Origin of the sequence: Sinorhizobium chiapasense (assembly GCF_045277575.1) — a bacterium.
In the GTDB taxonomy this organism is placed as follows: Bacteria; Pseudomonadota; Alphaproteobacteria; order Rhizobiales; family Rhizobiaceae; genus Ensifer; species Ensifer chiapasense_A.
The window spans coordinates 2,612,451-2,632,627 of record NZ_CP144205.1 but is presented as its reverse complement, the minus strand read 5'-3'; the positions used below and the strand labels follow the sequence as shown (position 1 = coordinate 2,632,627).

Sequence of the window (20,177 nt, the reverse complement as noted above, 5' to 3'; positions counted from 1 at the left end):
TCACGCCTTTCCGCTTGCCGGGATCATCATCAGGCCCATGGCGGCGATGCCGAGAGCGACGCCGGCCGCCTGTGTGAGGCTCAGTCTTTCACCGAAGACGGCAAAGGCGATGATGTTGACGAGCACGAGCTGCACCACCGCCGAGAGCGAGATCGCAAGCCCGAGGCCGCCGTCACGCATCAGCTTCACCATGACGATGTTGCCGACCATGTAGAGCCCGAGCGCAAGGCCGAGCATGCCGAGATGGTCGTTCGAGACATAGGCGCGGGAGGCCGTCGCGCCGCCGAGGAAGATCGTCGTTGCGAGCAGCAGCCAGAGGCCATAGGCGAGGTTCATGCCTGCATCTCCCTGGCTTGCCAGCGATAGAGGATATCCGGCAATTGCTCTTCATTGTCGCCGTCGGTGCGGCTCACTGGCTGAAAGCCCTGGCGCTCGTAGAAGCGCTGGGCTTCACGATTGTGTTCGAAGGTCCAGAGACTGAGCTCGTCAGGAGACAGAGCCTTCGCGGCCTCGATCAGTTGGGTGCCAATGCCCGAGCCCCGATGCGACGCATCGATATAGAGCGCAGTGACGTGGTTGTCGGCGGAGAGCGAAAGGAAGCCGGCAATGGTGCCGTCATCTTCCGCCAGCAGCACCGTGCGTTCGGCAAAGACCGTATCGGCGTAGAACCGCTCGACATCGGCATGATCGTGCACGCGCGGCATCCACGGTGTTGCGTCGATCCAGCGGTTGAGGATGCCGGCGCAGGCGGCCATGTCGGTCCGTTCGGCCCGGCGGATGCCAATGCTATTCGTCATAGCTGTGTCCTGCGCGCAGGCCCTCGCGAACGCGGTGGGCGATTTCCAGGAACTCCGGCGTTTCGCGGATGCCGAGCGGCCGTTCGCGCGGCAGCGGCGATTCGATCACGTCGGTCACCCGGCCGGGGCGCGGGCTCATCACCACGATCTTGGTGGAAAGATAGACCGCCTCCGGGATCGAATGGGTGACGAAACAGATCGTCTTGTCGGTGCGGGCCCAGAGTTTCAGCAACTGTTCGTTCAGGTGGTCGCGCACGATCTCGTCCAGCGCGCCGAAGGGCTCGTCCATCAGCAGGAGATCAGCGTCGAAGGCGAGCGCCCGGGCGATCGAGGCGCGCTGCTGCATGCCGCCGGAGAGCTGCCAGGGATATTTCTTGCCGAAGCCCGAGAGATTGACGAGTTCGAGCGTACGCTCGATGCGCGCTTTCTTCTCTTCCTTCGAATAGCCCATGATCTCCAGCGGCAGCGCGATGTTGTTCTCGATGGTGCGCCAGGGATAAAGCGCTGCCGCCTGGAACACGTAGCCATAGGCGCGCTGCTTGCGTGCTTCTTCCGGTGTCATGCCGTTGACGCTGATCCTGCCGGAGGTCGCCCTTTCGAGATCGGCGATCACCCTCAGGAAGGTTGTCTTGCCACAGCCGGACGGGCCGATGAAGGAAACGAAATCGCCCTTGGCAACGTCCAGGTTGACGCCGGTCAGCGCATGGACCGGCCCATCGGCGGTTTCGAAAGTCAGGCAGAGGTCCCGGGCCGAAACCACGGATGCGGTATTGGAGGTCATCGGCGAATACTCATTCTGGCTGGTCTGTGTCAGACTGCTATCCGGACCGGCAACATGCAATCGCGGATTTGGGTGTGGAGCCGTTTGTTGCTGGTTTTTCAGGGAATTCTGGAGAACGTTCATGTCTCGATCATCCAATCCGGGCTGTCGCGTGGTTCGTCCTGAAGGCATCACGGCAGGCCAGCAGGGGCTCAACTATTTCGAGGGCATCGCGGCCGAGACCGTCGGTGCGACCGGTCTCTGCATGCATATCGTCACGATCCCGCCCGGCGCGCGCGCCAAGGCGCATCTGCACGAAAGCCACGAGACGGCGATCTACGTGCTTTCCGGCGAGGCCTGGACCTGGTTCGGTGAGCGGCTGGAGGAGCACGTCATCGCGCGGGCGGGCGAGATGGTCTACATCCCGGCGGGCTTGCCGCACCTGCCGGAGAACCGTTCGAACGAGCCCTGTTCGGCCGTCATCGCACGCACGGATCCGAACCAACGGGAAAGCCTCGTGCTTTTGCCCGAGCTCGATGCGCTCGTGCCCACATGACGCGACCCGCACTGAAGCGTCCCGCCAACGTGGCGAGACATGTCCGGTGGGACAGAGCGGCGCGAAGAAATGCAAGCCGCGAAACATAAGGCCTCAGACGCCGGTCGCCGGAATGCCGGTGCGCTGGACGGCGCGGGGCGCAGTGACTTCCTTCCAGGTGGAAAGGGCGGAGCTGACCGCCGGGAACGGATCGCGGCGGACGAATTCGCCGTGGCCCTCGCGGGTCCTGATCGCGCCTTCCTCGATCGCGACGACGCCGCGGGTCAGCGTATAGCGCGGCAGGCCCTTCACTTCCTTGCCCTCGAAGACGTTGTAGTCGATCGCCGATTGCTGCGTCTTGGCGGAGATCGTCTTCGTGCGCTTCGGGTCCCAGATGACGAGGTCGGCGTCGGCGCCGACGAGGATCGCGCCCTTCTTCGGGTAGATGTTGAGGATCTTGGCGATGTTGGTGGAGGTGACCGCCACGAACTCGTTCATGGTGATGCGGCCTGTGTTGACACCATGGGTCCAGAGCATCGGCATGCGGTCTTCGAGGCCGCCGGTGCCGTTCGGGATCTTGGTAAAGTCGCCGACGCCGAAGCGCTTCTGCTCGGATGTGAAGGCGCAGTGGTCTGTCGCCACCACCTGCAGCGAGCCAGAGGCAAGGCCGGCCCAGAGTGAATCCTGATGCAGCTTGTTGCGGAAGGGCGGCGACATCACGCGGCGGGCCGCATGGTCCCAGTCCTTGTTGAAATATTCGCTTTCGTCAAGCGTCAGGTGCTGGATCAGCGGCTCGCCGAAGACGCGCATGCCCTTGGAGCGGGCGCGGCGGATCGCTTCATGCGCCTGTTCGCAGGAGGTATGCACGATGTAGACGGGGCAGCCGGCCATATCGGCGATCATGATGGCGCGGTTGGTGGCCTCGCCCTCGACTTCGGCAGGCCGCGAATAGGCGTGCGCCTCCGGCCCGTTGTTGCCTTCGGCCAGCAGCTTCGCCTGAAGCTGGGCGACGACGTCGCCGTTTTCCGCATGCACGAGCGGCAGCGCGCCGAGTGCTGCGCAGCGCTGGAAGGACGAGAACATCTCGTCGTCGTCGACCATCAGCGCGCCCTTATAGGCCATGAAGTGCTTGAAAGTGTTGATGCCCTTGTCTTTGACGATGGTCTCCATCTCGTTGAACACCTGCTCGCTCCACCAGGTGATCGCCATGTGGAAGGAATAGTCGCAATTGGCGCGGGTGGACTTGTTGTCCCACATGGTGAGCGCTTCGAGCAGCGACTGGTTGGGCGAGGGCAGCGCGAAATCGACCACCATGGTCGTGCCGCCGGCAAGGGCCGCGCGCGTCCCACTTTCGAAATCATCGGAGGAATAGGTGCCCATGAAGGGCATTTCGAGATGGGTGTGCGGATCGATGCCGCCAGGCATGACATAACAGCCGCTCGCATCCAGCGTCTCGTCGCCCGAGAGGTTCGGCCCGATCTCGACAATCCTGCCGCCCTCGACCTTGATGTCCGCCTTGTAGGTCAGGTCGGCCGTGACGATGGTTCCACCCTTGATGACAGTGCTCATGGTTCTTGATCCTCGCGATTGCGCTTCCGGCAGCCGCATGGCCGCCACGAAAAAGGGCGGAACTTTCGTCCCGCCCGCAAACTCATTCGACGATTTCGGCCGTTTCGACGACGGCGTGGAAGAGGACGTCGGCGCCGGCGCTGGCCCACTCCTTGGAGATGTCCTCGGCCTCGTTGTGGCTCAAGCCCCCGACGCAGGGGCACATGATCATCGTCGTCGGCGCCACCTTGGCGGCCCAGCAGGCATCGTGGCCGGCGCCCGAGATGATGTTCATGTGGCTGTAGCCGAGACGTTCGGCGGCGTTGCGCACGGCGCTCACCAGTTTCGGATCGAAGGTTACCGGCTCGAAATGGCCGATCGCCTCGATGGAACAGCCGACACCGAGCGGTTCGGTGATCTTTGGCGCTTCCGCCTCGATCTTGGCGCGCATGCGGTCGAGCTTGGCCTTGTCGGGCGAACGGATATCGACGGTGAAGACCACCTTGCCGGGCAGCACGTTGCGGGAATTGGGAGAGAAGACCACCTGACCGACGCCGCCGACGGCGCCCGGCTGGTTCTCCATGGCAACGCCCTGGACCATTTCCATGATGCGGGCCATGGCAAGGCCGGCATTGACGCGCATGTTCATGGGAGTGGAGCCGGTATGGGCTTCGCGTCCGGTAAGCGTGAATTCCAGCCACCAGAGGCCCTGACAGTGGGTGACGACGCCGATGTCCTTGTTCTCGGCTTCGAGGATCGGTCCCTGTTCGATGTGGTATTCGAAATAGGCGTGCATCCTGCGGGCGCCGACCTCTTCGTCGCCGACCCAGCCGATGCGCTTCAATTCATCGCCGAAGGTTTTTCCTTCCGGATCCTTGCGGCCATAGGCGAAATCCTGGGTGTGGACGCCGGCAAAGACGCCGGAGGCAAGCATCGCCGGCGCGAAGCGTGCGCCTTCCTCGTTCGTCCAATTGGTGACGACGACCGGGTGCTTGGTCTTGATGCCGAGGTCGTTCATCGAGCGCACGACTTCGAGGCCGGAGAGTACGCCGAGAACGCCGTCGAACTTGCCGCCGGTCGGCTGCGTGTCGAGATGCGAACCGACGTAGACGGGCAGGGCATCCGGGTCGGTGCCGGGGCGGGTAAAGAACATATTACCCATGCTGTCGACGCCCATGGAGAGGCCAGCCTTCTCGCACCAGGACTCGAACAACCGGCGACCTTCGGCGTCCGCATCGGTCAGCGTCTGGCGGTTGTTGCCGCCGGCGACACCAGGGCCGATCTTGGCCATTTCCATAAGTGAATCCCACAGGCGGTCGGCATTGACGCGCATGTTCTCGCCAGGTGCAGCCACGGCGCTCTCCTCATCTTTTTCAGGGCAACGTCCTAGGTGGCGTGCCCTCCTGTTCCCGTGGTCAAATCCAGGCTTGGTTTTTTCTGGTGCCCTTCGATCAGCCGTTGCCTTTGGCGGTGAACTGGCTGATAATTTGACCGGTTGGTAAACATTACAACTTCCGTTGCGGCACTCAAGCCGGAAAAACAAAAAAACGAAGTTGTTGCCCAAGAAGATGGCGGGGCCAGAAATTGGGCAGACCGGTTCCTGCGCAACGAATGCGCGGGCATCGCCAGGGGGACAGATGGTATTACCGAGAGCGGCGAAGACCCAGAGGCGGACACGCATCCAGGAGGAGAAGGAAGAGCGCATCCTGGAAGCCGCGCTCGAAGTCTTCTCGGCCAATGGTTTCCGCGGCGCGACGGTCGACCAGATCGCCGAAGTGGCGGGCATGTCGAAGCCGAACCTGCTCTATTATTTCCGTACCAAGGAAGCGATGCACCGGGCGCTGATCGACCGGGTGCTCGATACCTGGCTCGACCCCTTGCGCGAGTTCAATGCCGAGGGAAATCCGGTCGCCGAAATCCGCAGCTATATCCGGCGCAAGCTCGAAATGGCGCGCGACTATCCGCGTGAAAGCCGGCTCTTCGCCAACGAGGTGCTGCAGGGCGCGCCGCATATCGAGGACGAACTCAAGGGGCCGTTGAAGGCGCTGGTCGACGAGAAGGCCGAGGTGATCCGCGCCTGGGCCAAGGCCGGCAAGATCGCCAAATGCGACCCCTACCACCTGATCTTCGCGATCTGGTCGACCACCCAGCACTATGCCGACTTCGACGTGCAGGTGCGCGCTGTGCTCGGCCAGGGCAATGCCGGCGACGGACGGTTCGAAGATGCGGCCCGCTTTCTCGAACGGCTGTTCGTCGACGGGCTGCAGGTGAGCGAGCAGCCGGCGGCCTGAGCCGCTCCTCCTATTTTCAATCGGGCAGCAGCGCCATCAACAGCAGGCCGCAGGCGGTGGTGAGTGCGCCGGCGAGAACCGGCAGGCTGGTCCAGCCATGGCCGAGCAGGCCTTCGAGCAGAATGATGAAGCTCGGAGTCAGGTAGCCGTAGCCGAGCACTTTGGACGCCGGCAGCCGCATCGAGGCGTATTGCAGGAGCAGGAAGGTGATCGCGGTGGTGACCACCGCGAGATAGAGGACGGCGATCCAGACGACCGCAGGCAGGCTTGCAAAGTCCGTGGTAACGAGGCCGACGCCGCCGGGAACCAGCAGCCAAGGAACGGTGAACACCGCAACCCAGAAGCCGAAGGCGAAGGGGCTCCCCTCGCGGCCGAATTTGCGGATCAGTGGCACATAAACCGCATGGCAGACGACGCCGACGAAGAAGATCAGCTCGCCCCGGCCGACGTCGAAGGCAAGGATCGCCTGGATATTGCCTCGGAAGATCACCCAGACGGCGCCGAGCGCCGCGATGATCAGACCCGCAAGCACGCCCGGGAGCGTGCGCTGGCCGAGGAGCAGATAGGCGAAGCCGGCGCTGAGCAACGGCATCAGGGTGAAGACCGCGCCGGTCGAAACCGGATTGGTGAACTCCAGCGCCTTGAACATCGTCAGCATGTAGACGGCGATCAGGCCGCCGAGGATCAGGAAGCGCCACCATTGCTTGGGGAAATGGAAAGGCACCCGCGCATAGCCGAAGGTCATCAGCCCCAGCACAACGACGGTGAGCAGATAGCGCCAGAGCGTCAGCGGTCCTGCGCCCATGTGCTGGGTCGCGAGGCCGCCGAAGGAAAAGGAACCGGCAATCAGGATGGCAAAGGTCAGCATCGCCAGATGTGCCCGGAGCTTCTCGATGCCTTTCGCGTGAACCTCATGAGCCGTTTTCGGGGACACGTCCTGCTTCATTCGAGCTTCCGGGGAGTGTGAGGGCGGGGCTCCCAACCTAAGCGTTTGATGGCGTTGGTTGCAAGGCCGCGGAGATGCGCGCGGCGTCCGCAACGATCCAGGTTTCGAGCGTCGCCTGCCGGCCGCGCAGGCTGATGTCCAGCCGTTCGTGTCCTTCGATCACCAGACCGGCGCGGTTGACGAGTTCGGCGGAAACGGCGAGTTGCACGTCGTGTTCCTTGGCGAGGCCTTCGAGCCGGCTGGCGGTATTGATCGTGTCGCCGACGGCGGTCAGCGACGTTGCCTGGCCATAGCCGATCTCGCCGATGATGGCGGGGCCGGCATGCAGCCCCATGGCGATGCGCAGCGGTTCGTCGAGCTCGCCGCGGAAGGTCTGGTTGAGTGTCTCGATGCCCTTGGATATCCGCACGGCGGCGGCGAGCGACTGCCGGCAGGCCTCGGTGTAGGAACTCTTGAGGCCGAAGATCGCGAGCGCGCCGTCGCCGATGAACTTGTCGACGACCCCGCCGGAATCCTCGACTGCTTCGCCGACCATTTCGAAGTAGCGGTTGAGCAGGAACACAGTGTCGAAGGGCAGCTTGTGTTCGGCAATGCTGGTGAAGCCACGCAGATCGCAGAACAGCACGGCAATCCGTCGCTCCCGGCCTTCGCCGCCCTCGCGCCCGAGCTGCTTCTTGATGCCGAGGCTATCGCTGTCGAGGATCGGCACGACGGTCACGTTGTGCACAGGGCGGAACTGGCAGGCGAGACGCACATTGTCCGGCGCGCTGATCCGGGTCAGCGTCGCAAGCTCGGCGTCCTCGGGAGCAGGCTGGTCCTCCAATCCCTGGATGACGCGCACGCGGCAGGTCGAGCAACGCCCCCGGCCGCCACAGACCGAAACGTGCGGGATCCCTGCGGCGCGGCTCGCTTCGAGCACGCTGAAACCGAGATTGACGGTTGCGACCCGGCCATCGGGATAGCGGACGCGAATGCGGCCGCCTTTCGGCATGGCGCGCAACAGGAAGGTGCCGCCGATCAGCCCGCTGAAGCCGAGATAGAGACCGAGGCGGATATCCTCGAGAAGCGTGAGATCGACTGCCGGCCTGGTGTAGGCCCTGTCGCCGTAGCCCCCATGTTCGGCGTAATCGCTCTCGATCGATCGGGCGCCGCTGACGAAGCCGAGCAGGGCGAAGATCGGCACGAGGATCGCGACCGTGTAGAGCAGGATTTCATAGCGCGGGAACCAGGTCCGGCCGCGCATCCAGAACCAGGCACCGAGGCAGCCATGGCCCCAGACGAGCAGCAGGGCGATCGATTGCCTGGTGGCATTGACCGAGTTCGACCAGAGCAGCCGCAGCATGTTCGGGTAATCGGCATCGACACCGGTCAGTAGCGGTTCGATGCGCGCGGCGCTGACGTGGCCGATCAGCAGGAAGGGCAGGCAGAGGCCGAAGACGATCTTCAGCGCTTCGCGCGCGGGCATCCTCAACGTCTGGCGGCGATAGATGCTTTCGAGCGCCATGGCGAAATGCAGCAGCAGGGCGCCGTAGAGGAGCACCGTGCCGGGGACGCTGTGCCAGACCAGATTGAAGGCCTTGCGGGCGCTCTCCATCGCCTCGATGGAGATCAGGCCGAGTGAATGATTGAAGAAGTGGGCCACCACGAACGAACCGAGTAGGGCCCCGGAGACGAGGTGGATTCTCTTGCGTCGGTTGGCCGAAATGAAAGTCAAACAGCAGGTCCGGCTCTGCCGGAGCACCGTCCGGCCGCAGTGTCAAAACCGTCGGAACATGCGCAGCGGTTCCTGATCGAACGCGTCGCGCACTCCGTATGAGTTCTCCCTTATTATCCAGATCGTGCGAGCCGACAACTTACCATTTTTACACAATCTGTTTCGTTTTCGTGTCCTGTTCGTTATCAGCGGAGAACGCTATTCAGCGGGATTCGCCTGCCGGGGTTCGAGCGGGTTGCCTTCGTCATCGTAGAGGCGGCCTTGGCGTCGCGGATCGATAACCACGTCCATGCCTGCCGCCCTCGGCATGCCGAACGCCTTTCGGCGGTAGATTTGCGGCGGCAATGCCGGAACGAGCCGCACTCGTTTCGTTGCCGTCATTCCATCATGGCAGGCAAGCGCGCGGCAAGCGTATCGAGGAGCAGGCGCAGCTTTGGCGGCATGTATTGGGTTTTCGGCCAGACGGCATAGGTACCGTAGGACAACGCCGGCGCGTCGGTGAGGATCCGCACCAGCGAGCCGGAGGCGATGCGGTTGCCGACGAGCCAGCACGGCAGCCAGGCGATGCCGAAGCCGTCAGCCGCCACGTCGGCGATCGACGTCAGGTCGTCGAGCCGCAGCCGCGCCGGCGGCGTGATGGTCCGCACCTGACCGGTCTTCACCGGAAAGGACCAGGCGAGCGGCTGCCCGCTGCGCCGATAGAGGATCGCCTGATGCGACATCAGGTCATCGATCGTTTTGGGCGTGCCGTTTGCTTCAAGATAGGCCGAAGCGGCGCACACGGTCATGCTCTGGTCGGCAAGCTTGCGCATCATCAATTCCGGTTCGTCCCGCAGTGGACCGATGCGGATGGCAAGATCGAAACCGTCCTCGACAAGGTCGACATTGCGATCGCTGAAGTTGAGGTCGAATTCCAGGCGCGGGTGCAATCGCAGCAGTTCCGACAGCAGCGGCATGATGCATTGGCGGCCGAAATGCACGGGCATCGACAGGCGCAGACGGCCCTGGATCTCCTGCTTGCCGGATTCCAGCAGCGCCTCGCCGGCCCGGATCTCGCTGAGCGCCCTCAGGCAGTTTTCGTAGAACAGTTGGCCCTCGTCGGTCAGGCTCTGCGTCCGGGTGGTGCGATGGAACAGGCGAACGCCCAGCCGCTGTTCCAGCTTGGCAACGGTCTTGCCGACCGCCGAACGCGACAGGTTGAGCCTTTCGGCGGCGGCAGAAAACCCGCCGGCGTCGGCCGCTTCCACGAATACCGAGACCCCATTCAGGTAGCTCATGTTTGTATCCTTTGCGGAACCAATATGGCGAAATCTTATCGCAACTGGAGAGATAGTTTCAACGCTATGGTTTCTTCATCAGATCAAACCGATGAAAGGAAAGACCATGGCAAGGCTGATGAAGGCGTGGACGATCGACGCGTTCGGCGCATCGAACCTGAAGGTCACCGAGCGGCGTGTTCCGGAGGCAGGCCCGGGCGAGGTGCTGGTTCGCACGACCGCCCTGTCGCTCAACTACCGCGACAAGCTCGTGCTGGAGAACGGCATGGGCATGCCGCTCGCCTTCCCCTTCGTGCCGGGATCCGATATGGCCGGCATGGTCGAGGCGGTTGGCCGGGGTGTGACCCGCTTCCAGCCGGGCGATCGCGTGATTTCCGTCTTCGATCCCACCTGGATCGACGGCCAGAAGCCGGGGACTGCGCGTCATCCGACCTCGTTTGCGCTCGGCGGCCTCAACCCGGGCGTCGCTTCCGAATATGTTGCCTTCCCGGAAAACTGGTTCGTGAAGGCACCCGAGAGCCTCGACGATGGCGAGGCGAGCACCTTGCCCTGCGCCGGGGTGACCGCCTGGTTCGCGCTGGTCGAGAAGGGCCACCTGAAGGTCGGCGATCGCGTCGTGGTGCAGGGGACCGGCGGTGTTTCGCTGTTCGGCCTGCAGATCGCCAAGGCGCATGGGGCTGAAGTCATCGTGACCTCAGCCAGTCAGGACAAGCTCGAGCGCGCCCTCGCTCTCGGCGCCGACCATGGCATTGATCGCGTGAAAGAGGATTGGGCGGAGCGTGTTCTCGAGATCACCGGCGACCACGGCGCCGACCACATTCTGGAGCTTGCCGGGGGCGCCAATCTCGGCAAATCGCTGCAGGCGGTGGCCGTGCAGGGGCGGATCTCGGTGATCGGCGTGCTCGAAGGCGGCGAGATCTCTGCGCCGGCGCCGTTCGTGCTGCTGAAGTCGCCGGTCATTCAGGGCATCGGCGTCGGCCATCGCCGGGCGTTGGAAGATCTGGTCGCCGCCATCGACCGGACGGGCATCAAGCCGGTCATCGATGCCCGCTACCGGTTCGCAGAGTTGCGTGTGGCGCTGGCGCATCTCGACCGCGGGCCGTTCGGAAAGGTGGTCGTCGAGTTCTAGAACCGAAAGACAACGCCGCCGGATTGCTGATCCGGCGGCGTCTTCACTGGGTGAGGCGAGATCCGAGCGGATCGCGCGCTGGCTTCCTCACTCGGCGGCCTGGCGGGCCATCGGATTGTTCGGGTGGGTCGTCCAGTTGGCGTAGTTCGGATCAACCGGCTTGCCGGTGCGCTGATCGATCGTGCCGGCCGGAAGCTCTTCCATGGTGATGCAGTTCTCGACGGGACAGACGTTGACGCAGAGGTTGCAGCCGACGCACTCGTCTTCCATCACCTCGAAGTGGCGCACGCCGTTGACGAACTGGGTGATCGCCTGGTGCGAGGTATCCTCGCAGGCGATGTGGCATCGACCGCACTTGATGCAGGCATCCTGGTCGATCTTCGCCTTGGCGATGTAGTTGAGGTTCAGATACTGCCAGTCGGTGACATTCGGAACCGCGCGGCCGGTGATATCGTCGAGCGTGCGGTGGCCCTTGGCATCCATCCAGTCGGAGAGGCCGGAGATCATCTCCTGGACGATCTTGAAGCCGTAGGTCATGGCGGCGGTGCAGACCTGGACGTTGCCGGCGCCAAGCACCAGGAATTCGGCCGCGTCGCGCCAGGTGGTGACCCCGCCGATGCCCGAGATCGGCAGGCCGTAGGTTTCCGGATCGCGGGCGATCTCGGCGACCATGTTGAGCGCGATCGGCTTGACCGCCGGGCCGCAATAGCCGCCGTGGGTCCCCTTGCCGCCAACCGTCGGGTTCGGGGCGAAGTTGTCGAGATCGACGGAGACGATCGAGTTGATCGTGTTGATCAGCGACACGGCGTCGGTTCCGCCGGCCTTGGCGGCGCGTGCGGGCTTGCGGATGTCAGTGATATTCGGCGTCAGCTTGGTGATGACGGGCATACGGGTGTACTGCTTGCACCAGCGCACGACCATCTCGATGTACTCAGGCACCTGTCCGACCGCCGAGCCCATGCCGCGCTCGGACATGCCGTGCGGGCAGCCGAAGTTGAGTTCGATGCCGTCGGCGCCCGTTTCCTCGACGAGCGGCAGGATCGCCTTCCATGCCTCTTCCTCACAGGGCACCATGATCGAGGCGATCAATGCCCGGTCCGGCCAGTTCATCTTCACCTGCTTCATCTCGCGCAGGTTCACATAGAGGTCGCGGTCGGTGATGAGCTCGATGTTGTTCAAGCCCAGCAGCCGGCGGTCGGCGCCCCAGATCGCACCGTAGCGCGGTCCGTTGACGTTAACGACCGGCGGTCCTTCCTCGCCGAGCGTCTTCCAGACGACGCCGCCCCAGCCCGCCTTGAAGGCGCGCTCGACGTTATAGGCCTTGTCCGTGGGCGGGGCGGATGCCAGCCAGAACGGGTTCGGGGATTTGATGCCGACGAAATTGTTGCGAAGATCAGCCATTGGTTTCTCCTCCCGATCCTTAGGCAACTGCGCTCGCGCGCGGCGCGGCCGCGGCGAAGGCCCGGTTGATCGATTCAGCGGCATCGCGGCCCATGGCAACGGCCGAGACCGTCAGGTCTTCGCCGCCCAGCACGCAGTCGCCGCCGGCCCAGACGTTCTCGATCGAGGTACGCCCTTCGGCATCAGTGACGATACGGCTGCCTTCGAGCTTCAGGGCGCCGAGGCCGCTTCCGAGGAAGCTCTGGCCGATCGCCTTGAAGATCTGGTCGGCGGCAATGATACCGGTTTCGCCCGTCGCCGTCAGCTTTCCGTCTTCGAGCGTCGTGTATTCCAGCTCGATGCCGGCGACCTTGCCGTCCTTCTCGGCAATGCGTTTCGGCTGCAGCCAGTGGCGGATGGTGACGCCCTTGGAGGCGGCCAGATCCTGCTCGAACTCGGAAGCGTTCATGTGCTCCTTGCCGCGGCGATAGCAGATCGTCACCTCTTCGGCGCCGAGCAGCTTCGCCTGAACCGCCGCGTCGATCGCGGTCATGCCTCCGCCGAGAACGACGACGCGGCGGCCGACAGGGATATCGGCCTTGGTCTTCGACTGGCGAAGGGCCGCGATGAAATCGACGGCGTCCTCGACCCCTTCGGCATTTTCGCCTTCGAGGCGCAGCGCGTTGACGCCGGCAAGGCCGAGACCGAGGAAGACGGCGTCATATTGTTCCTGAAGTTCGGCGAGGGTGAAATCACGGCCGAGTGCCTGGCCATTGCGCACCTCGATGCCGCCGATCGACAGCACGTAGTCGACTTCCTTCTGGGCGAAGTCGTCGACCGACTTGTAGGCGGCGATGCCGTATTCGTTGAGGCCGCCCGATTTCGGGCGGGCGTCGTAGATCACGACGTCGTGGCCCTTGACGGCGAGCCGATGGGCGGCCGCAAGTCCTGCCGGGCCGGCCCCGACGACGGCGACCTTGCGGCCGGAGGAGGCGGCGCGGGTATAGAACTGCTTGTTCTCCTTCATCGCCACGTCGGTCGCATAGCGCTGCAGGCGGCCGATCTCGACCGGGCGCTCCTCGGCGGTGTTGCGAACGCAGGCCTGTTCGCAGAGTGTTTCGGTGGGACAGACGCGGGCGCACATGCCGCCCAGGATGTTCTGGTCGAAGATCGTCTTGGCCGATCCGATCGGGTTTCCGGTCGATATCTGCCGAATGAACAGCGGGATATCGATGGAGGTGGGACAGGCCGTCATGCACGGCGCGTCATGACAGAAGTAACAGCGGTCGGAAGCGACGAGGGCCTCGTGCTTGTCGAGCGGCGGATGGAGGTCGGAGAAATTGCTCTCGTACTCCCCGAGCGGCAGGCGGCCGCCGAGGATCCCAGATTGTGTCGTTCCCATTTTTGGCTCCCAATGTTTTCTCAGGATGATGGAACGGTAACACGCTTTATTTTTTTATCAAACGGTAAAAGTTTGACGTCGAACGGGCCCGGATCCCTTGTGATCCCGGCCTTCGGCCAGGCTTGCCGCCCCGTGTTGTTCCGAGGCTCCGTTTGACAGGGCAGGGCAAATAGTGGCAGCAAACTGGAGCGGGATGAGGAAAAGTGTGAGTGGCTTTCCGCCCGCATCCCGCTCTACTTATGAGGATCGGTAGAATAGGCATGGCACGCAGGGGCGAGGCGAACAACAGGCTTGATGATGCTGCCCGTGCGGGCTGGCTATACTACGTCGCCGGCCGCACCCAGGACGAGATCGCGACCGTCATGGGAATCTCGCGCCAATCGGCGCAGCGGCTGGTTTCGCTCGCCATGTCCGAGCGCCTGATCAAGGTTCGGCTCGACCATCCGATCGCCGCCTGTCTGGAGGCGGCAGCGGGGCTGCGCGACCGATATGGGCTCAAACATGTGGAGGTGGTGCCGAGCGACCCCGGCTCGACCTCGACGATCGTCGGCATCGCCGAGGCGGGTGCTGCCGAAATCGAGCGCTGGCTGAAGTCGCCCGAGCCGCAGGTGCTGGCAATCGGCACCGGCCGCACATTGAAAGCGGCCGTCGACCAGTTGCCGCCGATGGAATGTCCGCAGCACCGCATCGTGTCGCTCACCGGCAATATCGGCCTCGACGGTTCGGCCGCCTATTACAACGTCATCTTCAGCATGGCCGATGCGGTCAAGGCCCGGCATTTTCCCATGCCGTTGCCGGTTCTTGCCTCCTCGCCGGAGGAGCGGGAAGTGCTGCACAGCCAGAGCCTGGTGCAGGTGGCGCTGAGACTCGGGGCAGAAGCCAATGTCGCCTTCGTCGGCGTCGGTGAACTCGGCCCGGACGCACCGCTCTGCCAGGACGGCTTCCTGGCGCAGGACGAGATGGCCGAGCTCACCAAGGCTGGCGCCGCCGGCGAGATCTGCGGCTGGATGTTCGACCATGACGGCGCCTTGCTTTCGGGAAGCTTCAACGAGCGCGTCGCATCGGTGCCGCTTCCATCGCGGGACAAGGCGTCGGTCATCGGCCTCGCCAAGGGACGGCGCAAATACGAAGCGCTGAGAGCGGCCGTGAAAGGTGGAATCATCAACGGTCTCATCACCGATGAGGCGACGGCGAGCTACCTACTCAACGCCTGATCGCAATACGAAACGTTTGAAAAGGCCGGCCGATGCGCCGGCCTTTCGCATTTGCGTAAAGAAAAAATCGGCAATCAAAACAACCCTCTAATGTTTCTGTGTGCAACGCAGCAACGATTGCGCATTGACATTTTGTCATGAGAAGTGAGTAATTGCTCATGAGCGAGGCAAATGCTCAATTCTTCTGGGAGGAAGTCGATGAACTTGAGAACTTTCCTGCTGGGCACGTGCTCGGCAGTCGCGCTGTCGGGTCTGGCCCAAGCAGAAACCCTGACGATTGCGACCGTGAACAACGGCGACATGATCCGGATGCAGAAGCTGACGGAGGATTTCACGTCCAAGAATCCGGACATTCAGCTCGAGTGGGTAACGCTCGAGGAAAACGTGCTGCGCCAGCGCGTGACGACCGACATCGCCACCAAGGGCGGCCAATACGACATCATGACGATCGGCACCTATGAAGTGCCGATCTGGGCGAAGCAGGGCTGGCTGCTGCCGCTCGACAATCTCGGCGCCGACTACGATATCGACGATCTCCTGCCGGCGATCCGCTCCGGTCTCACCATCGACGGCAAGCTCTATGCCGCGCCGTTCTATGGTGAGAGCTCGATGGTGATGTATCGCAAGGACCTGTTCGAGAAGGCGGGGCTGACGATGCCCGACGCGCCGACCTGGGACTTCATCGCTGACGCCGCGCGCAAGATCACCGACAAAGGCAACGAGGTCTACGGCATCTGCCTGCGCGGCAAGGCAGGCTGGGGCGAGAACATGGCCTTCCTGACGGCGACCGCGAACGCCTTCGGCGCCCGCTGGTTCGACGAGAACTGGAAGCCGCAGTTCGACCAGCCGGAATGGAAGAACGCACTCGACTTCTACGTCAAGCTGATGAACGACGCTGGCCCGCCCGGCGCTTCCTCCAACGGCTTCAACGAGAACCTGTCGCTGTTCCAGACCGGCAAGTGCGGCATGTGGATCGATGCGACGGTGGCCGCTTCCTTCGTCACCAACCCGAAGGAATCGACGGTTGCCGACAAGGTGGGCTTCGCGCTCGCTCCGGACACCGGGCTCGGCAAGCGCGGCAACTGGCTCTGGGCCTGGAACCTCGCAATCCCCGCAGGCTCGCAGAAGGTCGAGGCGGCAGAGAAGTTCATCGCCTGGGCGACCGGCAAGGACTATCTGAAGCTCGTCGCCGACAAGGAAGGCTGGGCCAATGTGCCTCCGGGCACGCGCACCTCGCTCTACGAGAACCCCGAGTACCAGAAGGCGGCGCCGTTCGCGAAGATGACGCTCGACTCGATCAACGCGGCCGACCCGAAGAACCCGGCGGTCAAGCCGGTTCCCTATGTCGGCGTGCAGTTCGTGGCGATCCCGGAATTCCAGGGTCTCGGCACGGCCGTTGGCCAGCAGTTCTCGGCAGCGCTTGCAGGGCAGATGAGCGTCGACCAGGCGCTTGCCAGTGCCCAGAAGCTCACCGAGCGTGAGATGACCAAGGCCGGCTACATCAAATAGGGCTCCCAAGGGCCCCGGGGTGCCGGCCGCAAATGGCCGGCGCCCCGGTAATTCTCCTTCAGGCCAGCGCCTGGAGGCAGGCGCGTGGCAAGCCCGCGCCTGGTCCGAGCTCTCGAAACAGCGTTGAATTCCATCATTGGGGGACGCCATGGCGACCTTGCACACCCGCTCCGCCGCGCGGCTGATGATCGCGCCCTCGGTGCTTTTGCTTCTGGCCTGGATGATCGTTCCCCTGGCCATGACGATCTACTTCTCGTTCCTGCGCTACAATCTTCTGATGCCGGGAATGGAAGAGTTTGCCGGCTTCTCGAACTACAAATATTTCCTGACCGATCCCGCCTTCTTCCAGGCGATCTTCAACACGCTGGCGATCGTGCTCGGCGTCCTGTTCATCACCGTCATTGGCGGCATCGCGCTGGCGCTGCTGCTCGACCAGCCGATGTTCGGGCAGGGGATCGTGCGCATCCTGGTGATCGCACCCTTCCTGATCATGCCCACCGTGGCGGCGCTCGTCTGGAAGAACATGTTCATGAACCCAGTCAACGGGCTCTTTGCCTGGATTGCCAAGCTCTTCGGGCTGCAGCCTTTCGATTTTCTCGCCAATGCGCCGCTGCTGTCGGTGATCCTCATTGTCGCCTGGCAATGGCTGCCCTTTGCGACGCTGATCCTGTTGACGGCGCTGCAGTCGCTCGACGAGGAGCAGAAGGAAGCGGCGCAGATGGACGGCGCCGGCGCCTGGAGCCGTTTCATCTATCTGGTGCTGCCGCATCTTTCCCGCGCGATCACGGTCGTCATCCTCATCCAGACGATCTTCCTGCTCTCGGTCTTCGCCGAGATCCTGGTGACCACCAATGGCGGGCCGGGCACGCAGAGCACCAATCTGACCTTCCTCGTCTATGCGCAGGCACTGCTGCAATTCGACGTGGGCGGCGCATCGGCCGGCGGCATCATCGCGGTCATCCTCGCCAACATCGTCGCATTCTTCCTGATGCGCATGATTGGCAAGACGCTGGAGGCTTGAGAACCATGGCACGCAACGTCTCCACCCAACGAAAGATCGTCGTCACGGTCGTCGCCTGGACGATCGGCATCCTGATCTTCTTCCCGATCCTCTGGACGTTCCTGACGAGTTTCAAGACCGAGGCCGAAGCGATCGCTTCGCCGCCGTCGCTGCTGTTCTTCGACTGGACGACGGAGAACTATCATGAGGTGCAGAGCCGCTCGAACTATTTCCTGCACTTCATGAACTCGATCGTCGTCTCCTTCGGCTCGACGCTGATCGGCCTGGTCATCGCCATTCCGTCCGCCTGGGCGATGGCGTTCTCGCCGACCAAGCGCACCAAGGACGTCCTGATGTGGATGCTCTCCACCAAGATGATGCCGTCGGTCGGCGTGCTGGTGCCGATGTATCTGATGTTCCGCAACACCGGCCTGCTCGATACCCGCACCGGCCTGGTGATCGTGCTGACGCTGATCAACCTGCCGATCATCATCTGGATGCTCTACACCTATTTCAAGGAGATCCCCGGCGAGATCCTGGAGGCCGCCCGCATGGACGGCGCCTCGCTCTCCAAGGAGATCATCTACGTGCTGACGCCCATGGCGATCCCCGGCATCGCCTCGACGCTGCTGCTCAACATCATCCTCTCCTGGAACGAGGCGTTCTGGACACTGAATCTCAGCGCCGCGAAAGCCGCGCCGCTGACGGCCTTCATCGCCTCCTATTCGAGCCCCGAAGGCCTGTTCTACGCCAAGCTCTCGGCCGCCTCGACCATGGCGATCGCCCCCATCCTCATACTCGGCTGGTTCTCGCAGAAGCAGCTCGTACGCGGCCTCACCTTCGGCGCGGTCAAATAAGGGACACGACAATGGGAAGCATTACACTCAGCAAGGTTTCGAAGGTTTTCGGCGCCCATGCCGTCATCCCCTCGATCGACCTCGACATCAACAATGGCGAATTCGTCGTCTTCGTCGGACCGTCGGGTTGCGGAAAATCGACGCTCTTGAGGCTGATCGCCGGCCTCGAAGACGTCAGTGACGGCGACATCGTCATCGACGGCAAAAACGCCACCGAACTGCCGCCGGCGCAGCGGGGCCTCTCGATGGTGTTCCAGTCCTATGCGCTCTATCCCCATATGAGCGTGCGGTCGAACATCGCCTTTCCCCTGAAGATGGCGGGCGAGGACAAGGCCGTCATCGACAAGAAGGTGTCGGATGCGGCCCGCGTGCTGAACCTCACCGATTATCTCGACCGCAAGCCGCGCCAGCTTTCCGGCGGCCAGCGCCAGCGTGTCGCGATCGGCCGGGCGATCGTGCGCCAGCCGAAGGCCTTCCTGTTCGACGAGCCGCTGTCGAACCTCGATGCGGCGCTGCGCGTCAACATGCGGCTGGAAATCAGCCAGCTGCACCAGGACCTGAAGACGACGATGATCTACGTCACCCACGACCAGGTGGAGGCCATGACCATGGCCGACAAGATCGTGGTGCTGAACCGCGGTCGCATCGAGCAGGTCGGCTCGCCGCTTGAGCTCTACCATCGACCGGACAACCTGTTCGTCGCCGGCTTCATCGGCTCGCCGCGCATGAACTTCGTAAGCGGTGCCCCAGCGTCCGCCTATCAGGCGCATACGATGGGAGTCCGCCCCGAGCACCTGGCGCTCTCCAAGGACAGCGGCACCTGGCAGGGCACGGTCGGCGTTGCCGAACATCTTGGCTCTGACACCTTCCTGCATGTCAACGTCGACGGCATCGGCACGGTGACGGCGCGGGTCAGCGGCGATTTCGCCGTGACCCATGGCGATCGCGTGTTCCTGACGCCGGATCCGCAGCGCGTCCACAGGTTCGACGACAAGGGGCTGGCAATCCGATGAGACGGCTCGAAGGAAAAAGCGCGCTGATCACCGGGTCTGCGCGGGGGATCGGCCGTGCCTTCGCCGAGGCCTATATCCGCGAAGGCGCCACGGTCGCGATCGCCGACATCAACATCGATCGGGCGCGGCAGACGGTGTCCGAGATCGGCGTGGGTGCCTATGCGGTCGAGATGGACGTGACGCAGCAGGCATCGATCGATGCGGCGATCGCGGCGGTCGTCAAGCAAGCCGGCGGGCTCGACATCCTCGTCAACAATGCGGCGCTCTTCGACCTCGCGCCGATCGTCGAGATCACCCGCGAAAGCTATGACCGGCTGTTTTCGATCAACGTCGCCGGCACCTTGTTCACCCTGCAGGCGGCGGCAAAGCAGATGATCGCGCAAGGGCGGGGCGGCAAGATCATCAACATGGCGAGCCAGGCGGGACGCCGCGGCGAAGCGCTGGTCGCGATCTATTGCGCCACCAAGGCGGCGGTCATCAGCCTCACCCAGTCGGCCGGCCTCAACCTCATTAAGCATGGCATCAACGTCAACGCGATCGCGCCCGGTGTGGTCGATGGCGAGCACTGGGACGGCGTCGATGCGCTGTTTGCCAAATACGAGAACCGCCCGCTCGGCGAAAAGAAGAAACTGGTCGGCGCCGAGGTGCCCTTCGGCCGGATGGGAACGGCCGAGGATCTCACCGGAATGGCGATCTTCCTTGCTTCGGCGGAGAGCGACTACGTCGTTTCGCAGACCTACAACGTCGACGGCGGCAACTGGATGAGCTGAGCCTGTGCACGCAGGCAAGGCCTCGAAAGGATACG

19 protein-coding genes are annotated in these 20,177 nt (G+C 63.4%); 9 read left to right on the top strand and 10 right to left on the bottom strand.

All coding sequences use genetic code 11. The features are described 5' to 3' along the window. From QM996_RS12760 to QM996_RS12750, 3 genes are read right to left on the bottom strand one after another with little or no spacing between them, the layout of a single operon-like run. Positions 1 to 336, bottom strand: coding sequence for a hypothetical protein (locus QM996_RS12760; RefSeq protein ID WP_500267803.1), 336 nt, complete (start codon positions 334 to 336; stop codon positions 1 to 3). Continuing rightward, positions 333 to 797, bottom strand: a complete 465-nt coding sequence (locus tag QM996_RS12755; RefSeq protein ID WP_500267802.1) for a GNAT family N-acetyltransferase — start codon at positions 795 to 797, stop codon at positions 333 to 335. Before QM996_RS12755 ends, QM996_RS12760 begins: the two co-directional genes overlap by 4 nt. Then, positions 787 to 1,578: an ABC transporter ATP-binding protein gene (locus QM996_RS12750; RefSeq protein ID WP_500267801.1), complete on the bottom strand. Its 792-nt coding sequence runs from the start codon at positions 1,576 to 1,578 to the stop codon at positions 787 to 789. The genes QM996_RS12755 and QM996_RS12750 overlap by 11 nt, the downstream gene beginning before the upstream one ends. Before the next feature lie 121 nt (positions 1,579 to 1,699). On the opposite strand from QM996_RS12750, the gene QM996_RS12745 reads away from it, so the two are divergent. After that, entirely contained in the window at positions 1,700 to 2,113 is a 414-nt protein-coding gene (locus tag QM996_RS12745) for a cupin domain-containing protein (RefSeq protein ID WP_500267800.1), read from the top strand. A gap of 93 nt (positions 2,114 to 2,206) precedes the next feature. Here QM996_RS12745 and hydA read toward each other — a convergent pair whose 3' ends face one another. Beyond that, the gene (gene hydA, locus QM996_RS12740; protein ID WP_500267799.1) at positions 2,207 to 3,661 is read right to left on the bottom strand and encodes a dihydropyrimidinase; all 1,455 of its coding nucleotides are present in this window, start codon (positions 3,659 to 3,661) and stop codon (positions 2,207 to 2,209) included. A gap of 82 nt (positions 3,662 to 3,743) precedes the next feature. Further along, positions 3,744 to 4,994: a Zn-dependent hydrolase gene (locus QM996_RS12735; protein ID WP_500267798.1), complete on the bottom strand. Its 1,251-nt coding sequence runs from the start codon at positions 4,992 to 4,994 to the stop codon at positions 3,744 to 3,746. Between the two features lie 283 nt (positions 4,995 to 5,277). On the opposite strand from QM996_RS12735, the gene rutR reads away from it, so the two are divergent. Further along, complete coding sequence (rutR, locus tag QM996_RS12730) at positions 5,278 to 5,931, top strand: HTH-type transcriptional regulator RutR (RefSeq protein ID WP_500267797.1); 654 nt, start codon at positions 5,278 to 5,280, stop codon at positions 5,929 to 5,931. A gap of 16 nt (positions 5,932 to 5,947) precedes the next feature. Here the strand turns inward: rutR and QM996_RS12725 are convergent, their stop codons facing one another. The 3 genes from QM996_RS12725 to QM996_RS12715 all read right to left on the bottom strand — a co-directional run bounded on the left by QM996_RS12725 (position 5,948) and on the right by QM996_RS12715 (position 9,868). Beyond that, positions 5,948 to 6,877: a DMT family transporter gene (locus QM996_RS12725; RefSeq protein WP_500267796.1), complete on the bottom strand. Its 930-nt coding sequence runs from the start codon at positions 6,875 to 6,877 to the stop codon at positions 5,948 to 5,950. Between the two features lie 37 nt (positions 6,878 to 6,914). Beyond that, the gene (locus QM996_RS12720) at positions 6,915 to 8,591 is read right to left on the bottom strand and encodes an adenylate/guanylate cyclase domain-containing protein (RefSeq protein WP_500267795.1); all 1,677 of its coding nucleotides are present in this window, start codon (positions 8,589 to 8,591) and stop codon (positions 6,915 to 6,917) included. A gap of 377 nt (positions 8,592 to 8,968) precedes the next feature. Beyond that, positions 8,969 to 9,868 carry a LysR family transcriptional regulator gene (locus QM996_RS12715; protein WP_500267794.1) on the bottom strand — a complete coding sequence of 300 codons (900 nt, stop codon included), beginning with the start codon at positions 9,866 to 9,868 and terminating at the stop codon, positions 8,969 to 8,971. A 106-nt stretch (positions 9,869 to 9,974) separates the two neighbouring features. Between QM996_RS12715 and QM996_RS12710 the strand changes: the two genes are divergently transcribed. Continuing rightward, the gene (locus tag QM996_RS12710) at positions 9,975 to 10,997 is read left to right on the top strand and encodes a zinc-dependent alcohol dehydrogenase family protein (RefSeq protein WP_500267793.1); all 1,023 of its coding nucleotides are present in this window, start codon (positions 9,975 to 9,977) and stop codon (positions 10,995 to 10,997) included. An 87-nt stretch (positions 10,998 to 11,084) separates the two neighbouring features. Here QM996_RS12710 and preA read toward each other — a convergent pair whose 3' ends face one another. Together preA and QM996_RS12700 are read right to left on the bottom strand one after the other, a co-directional pair. Next, positions 11,085 to 12,398, bottom strand: coding sequence for an NAD-dependent dihydropyrimidine dehydrogenase subunit PreA (preA, locus tag QM996_RS12705; RefSeq protein WP_500267792.1), 1,314 nt, complete (start codon positions 12,396 to 12,398; stop codon positions 11,085 to 11,087). A gap of 19 nt (positions 12,399 to 12,417) precedes the next feature. Further along, entirely contained in the window at positions 12,418 to 13,779 is a 1,362-nt protein-coding gene (locus QM996_RS12700) for an NAD(P)-dependent oxidoreductase (protein WP_500267791.1), read from the bottom strand. A 260-nt stretch (positions 13,780 to 14,039) separates the two neighbouring features. On the opposite strand from QM996_RS12700, the gene QM996_RS12695 reads away from it, so the two are divergent. The 6 genes from QM996_RS12695 to QM996_RS12670 all read left to right on the top strand — a co-directional run bounded on the left by QM996_RS12695 (position 14,040) and on the right by QM996_RS12670 (position 20,142). After that, on the top strand, positions 14,040 to 14,993 hold the full coding sequence (locus QM996_RS12695) for a sugar-binding transcriptional regulator (RefSeq protein ID WP_500267790.1): 954 nt from the start codon (positions 14,040 to 14,042) through the stop codon (positions 14,991 to 14,993). Between the two features lie 198 nt (positions 14,994 to 15,191). Further along, complete coding sequence (locus tag QM996_RS12690; protein WP_500267789.1) at positions 15,192 to 16,502, top strand: ABC transporter substrate-binding protein; 1,311 nt, start codon at positions 15,192 to 15,194, stop codon at positions 16,500 to 16,502. A gap of 148 nt (positions 16,503 to 16,650) precedes the next feature. Continuing rightward, positions 16,651 to 17,523 carry a carbohydrate ABC transporter permease gene (locus QM996_RS12685; RefSeq protein ID WP_500267788.1) on the top strand — a complete coding sequence of 291 codons (873 nt, stop codon included), beginning with the start codon at positions 16,651 to 16,653 and terminating at the stop codon, positions 17,521 to 17,523. A 5-nt stretch (positions 17,524 to 17,528) separates the two neighbouring features. Then, positions 17,529 to 18,359: a carbohydrate ABC transporter permease gene (locus tag QM996_RS12680; RefSeq protein ID WP_500267787.1), complete on the top strand. Its 831-nt coding sequence runs from the start codon at positions 17,529 to 17,531 to the stop codon at positions 18,357 to 18,359. Between the two features lie 11 nt (positions 18,360 to 18,370). Further along, the gene (locus QM996_RS12675; RefSeq protein WP_500267786.1) at positions 18,371 to 19,372 is read left to right on the top strand and encodes an ABC transporter ATP-binding protein; all 1,002 of its coding nucleotides are present in this window, start codon (positions 18,371 to 18,373) and stop codon (positions 19,370 to 19,372) included. Further along, on the top strand, positions 19,369 to 20,142 hold the full coding sequence (locus QM996_RS12670; RefSeq protein WP_500267785.1) for a sugar alcohol dehydrogenase: 774 nt from the start codon (positions 19,369 to 19,371) through the stop codon (positions 20,140 to 20,142). The genes QM996_RS12675 and QM996_RS12670 overlap by 4 nt, the downstream gene beginning before the upstream one ends. Positions 20,143 to 20,177 lie beyond the last annotated feature (35 nt).